Origin of the sequence: Caulobacter sp. AP07, from assembly GCF_000281955.1 — a bacterium.
Taxonomy (GTDB): domain Bacteria; phylum Pseudomonadota; class Alphaproteobacteria; order Caulobacterales; family Caulobacteraceae; genus Caulobacter.
This window is the reverse complement of sequence record NZ_AKKF01000098.1, coordinates 1-3,326: the sequence shown is the minus strand read 5'-3', so window position 1 is coordinate 3,326 and position 3,326 is coordinate 1. Positions and strand designations below refer to the sequence as shown.

Below are 3,326 nucleotides of genomic sequence, written 5' to 3'. Positions count from 1 at the left end.
GGAGCCCCGCCGCTTTCCCTGAAGCGACGGGCCTTTGTGCGTCCGAACCCCGGTATCTCAGCCTTTGCTTGCGTCGGCGGGGCGACGCGGGCAGTTTCCGCCGCATGACGTCGCCCCAGGACCGCATTCGCTTTCGAGACCTCGATCTCGATCCGATCCACTGGGTGCGCGAGATCCTGCGGGTCCTGGGCCTGGCCCTGCAGCGCCTGTGGGGGCGCGACGTCATGCTCTATGTCGGCGGGGTGTCGTTCTTCATCCTGCTGGCGGTGTTTCCCGGCCTGGCGATCCTGATCGGCCTCTACACCATGATGCTGACGCCCGAACAGGCGGTGAGCCAGGCCGACAAGCTGGCCTATCTGATGCCGTCGGGCGCCCGTCCGATCTTCCAGAGCGAACTGGGACGCCTGGCCCATGCGCCCGAACAGGCCATCTCGCTACAAAGCGCCGTGGTCCTGATCATCGGCGTCTATGCCGCCCATCGCGGCTTCAAGGCCTTGCTGGCGGGACTGTCGTTCATCCATGACGAGGAAGACCAGCGGGGATTCTTCGGCTTCAACCTGATGGCCCTTGTGGTGCTGGTCTGCGCCTTCGGCCTGCTGTTCGTGATGTCGGGCGTGTTCCTGGTCTTCCGCCTGCTGTCCAGCACCCTGGACCTGCGGCCGCTGGCCGGCGTCTCGTGGATTCAGAGCGAATGGACCTGGGCCAGCCTGGGCCTGCTGGTCGGCATGACGCTGGTCTACCGCTACGCCATGTCACGCGCCCCGGTCGGCTGGCGGGCCTCGATGGCCGGCGGCCTGGCGGCGGCGGTGCTCTGCGTGTTCATGTCGTGGGCCAGCGCCTTCTATGTCGAGCAGGTGGCCCATCTGGGCGCGACCTACGGCTCGATCTCGGCGGTGATCATCTTCCTGATCTGGCTGTCGTGGAGCGTCAACGCCGTGTTCTTCGGCGGCGCCTTGGCCACCGAGATGGAGATCGCCCTGGACGAGCGGCCCCGGGCCCTCCTGGAAGGACCCAAGGCCATCGCGCTCAAGGCGCCTTCGCCACCAGAAAGCTGATCGCCCCGTTCGGCGCGTCGACGATCTCGACCACGGTCGCCCCGGCGCTGGCGGCGAAATGCGGCACGTCGATGCGGGCCAGCGGATCGTCGGCCAGCAGGCGGACGTGGCTGCCCGGCGCGGCCTCTTCCAGGGCCCGGCGCAGGCGCAGGGTCGGCACTGGGCAGCGATGGCCGCGCGCGTCGATCAATCTGTCTTCAGCCATCGAACACCGCCTCGGCCTGGTCGGCGGTCAGGATCCGGTGCTCACCCGGCGCCAGGTCGTCCGGCAGGGCGATGCCGCCGATCCGCTCGCGGTGCAGGGCGACGACGTGATTGCCCACGGCGGCGAACATCCGGCGCACCTGGTGGTAGCGGCCCTCGGTGATGGTCAGGCGGGCCTCGCGCTCGCCCAGGACGTCGAGCTCTGCCGCCAGCAGCGGCTTGTCCTCGCCTTCCAGCATCAGGGTCCCGCTAGCGAAGGCCGCGCCCTCGGCGCCGGTCAGCGGCCGGTCCAGGGTGGCGCGATAGACCTTGGGCACGTGGCGCTTGGGCGAGATCACCCGATGCAGGAAGTCGCCGTCGTCGGTGATCAGCAGCAGGCCCGAGGTGTCCTTGTCCAGCCGCCCGACGCTGGACAGGGCCGGGTCGCGGATCTGCCAGCGCTTGGGCAAGAGGTCGTAGATCCGTTCGCCGTCCTCGCGGTGCGAACAGACCACGCCCAGCGGCTTGTGCATGATCAGCACCAGGGGCGCGGGGGGATCGACCGCGACGCCGCGGATCTTCATGCGCAGCGGCAGGTCGGCGGTGACGGCGATCTTTTGTCCGGCGTCCTTGATCGCCACGCCGTCCAGCGTGACCTTGCCGCCCGACACCAGAGCCTGGACGTCGCGCCGGCTGCCGTAGCCGAGATTGGCCAGCAGGCGATCCAGGCGCGCCATCAAGGCTTTCGTCATTTGCGGGCCTCGTAGACCTTGAAGCCGCCGGCGTCGGCGATGGGCTTCACCGCCTTGAAGTGCTCGTTGAGCACCGCCTCGTAGGGCAGGTGGCGGTTGGCCACGATCCACAGCACGCCGCTCTTGCGCAGCATGGCGGCGGCCGACTTGATGAAGGCCTGGCCCAGGCTCTTGTCCTCGCCGCCGCCCTCGTGGAACGGCGGGTTGGTGACCACGAAGTCGAGGCCCGAAAGCAGCTCGGCGCCGCGCCGGGCGTCGGCCCACAGCACCTCGACGCGCGGATCGGCGACATTGCGCTTGGCCGCCTCGACCGCGCGGCGATCCAGATCGATCAGGCTCAGCTTGGTGACCTTGGGCGAGGCCAGGATGGCGTGCGACAGGACGCCGATCCCGCAGCCCAGGTCGACGCCGACCCCGGACATCGGCTGCAGCGACTTCAGCAGCAGGGCCGAGCCGGGGTCCAGGCGGTCCCAGCTGAACACCCCCGGCTGCGACCACAGCCCGTCGCCGTCCAGCCGACGCGGCGCGCCCTCGGCGATCGCGGCGTCGAGACCGGCGACGGCGGCGGGCTTCAGGACCACGCAGATGCGATGGTGGCGCTTGGCGCTTTCGCCGATCGTACAGCCGAACGCCGTCAGTTCCTTGTTCAGGCGCTGGCCGCCGCGATCCTTCAGGGCCAGGGCCGTCAACCGGCCCTCGGTCTTCAGCGCCCGCAGGGCCAGGGCCAGGACATAGCGCCGCTCGGCCGCGCCGGCCGGGGCCTGGACGACGATCTCGTCCAGCGAGCCCTCGGGCAGTTCGGCCAGGTCGATCGAACCGGCCACCAGCGGCGAGACCTGCACCGCCCCGCCCGGCACGTCGGCCACGTCGAGAAGCGGAAAGCCATAGACGGCGGCGCGGACGGTGTCGGACATGAACATGGATCTCGGGAAATGTGGCGGGCAGGGTGGGGGGCGTACCCCTGAGGCGGCGTAAGGGCTGGAGGGCGTCGCAAAATCTGTGCCCTAAGTCCAGCCCTAAGCAGCTCGTCGTGGCACCCCCGGCGAGGCCTCCAATAGGCGTTGCAGATCGGCGGCCAGGATGAGCGTGCGGCCCACCACCTTGCGCATGGTGATCTGCCCGTCGTGGTGGCGCCGGTAGAGCGTGTCGCGCGACAGGCCGGTGGCCTCGACTGCCTCGTTGATCGTGTAGGCGAGTTTGTCGCTCATCTCACGCCTCCTGCTGAGGTTGAGGGTCCAGCCACGCCAGACTGACCTGCCAGTTGCCCTTGTGATTGTAGGCGCCAAGGCACAGGTGACCGAAGGTGAGGTAGAATCCGCCGGTCCAGCGGGCGAAG

At 69.2% G+C, this 3,326-nt stretch carries 5 protein-coding genes; 1 reads left to right on the top strand and 4 read right to left on the bottom strand.

Annotation, left to right across the window (positions count from 1 at the left end):
• The first annotated feature begins 104 nt into the window (after positions 1 to 104).
• On the top strand, positions 105 to 1,055 hold the full coding sequence (locus tag PMI01_RS06195) for a YihY/virulence factor BrkB family protein (protein ID WP_051989911.1): 951 nt from the start codon (positions 105 to 107) through the stop codon (positions 1,053 to 1,055).
• Here PMI01_RS06195 and PMI01_RS06190 read toward each other — a convergent pair.
• The 4 genes from PMI01_RS06190 to PMI01_RS06175 form a co-directional block, all read right to left on the bottom strand.
• On the bottom strand, positions 1,027 to 1,260 hold the full coding sequence (locus PMI01_RS06190; RefSeq protein WP_007665438.1) for a sulfurtransferase TusA family protein: 234 nt from the start codon (positions 1,258 to 1,260) through the stop codon (positions 1,027 to 1,029). The two genes, PMI01_RS06195 and PMI01_RS06190, sit on opposite strands and share 29 nt — an antisense overlap.
• Positions 1,253 to 1,990, bottom strand: a complete 738-nt coding sequence (locus PMI01_RS06185; RefSeq protein WP_007665436.1) for a pseudouridine synthase — start codon at positions 1,988 to 1,990, stop codon at positions 1,253 to 1,255. The genes PMI01_RS06190 and PMI01_RS06185 overlap by 8 nt, the downstream gene beginning before the upstream one ends.
• The gene (locus PMI01_RS06180; RefSeq protein WP_007665434.1) at positions 1,987 to 2,904 is read right to left on the bottom strand and encodes a class I SAM-dependent methyltransferase; all 918 of its coding nucleotides are present in this window, start codon (positions 2,902 to 2,904) and stop codon (positions 1,987 to 1,989) included. The genes PMI01_RS06185 and PMI01_RS06180 overlap by 4 nt, the downstream gene beginning before the upstream one ends.
• 102 nt (positions 2,905 to 3,006) lie before the next feature.
• Complete coding sequence (locus tag PMI01_RS06175; protein WP_007665433.1) at positions 3,007 to 3,198, bottom strand: helix-turn-helix domain-containing protein; 192 nt, start codon at positions 3,196 to 3,198, stop codon at positions 3,007 to 3,009.
• Between the last annotated feature and the right edge of the window lie 128 nt (positions 3,199 to 3,326).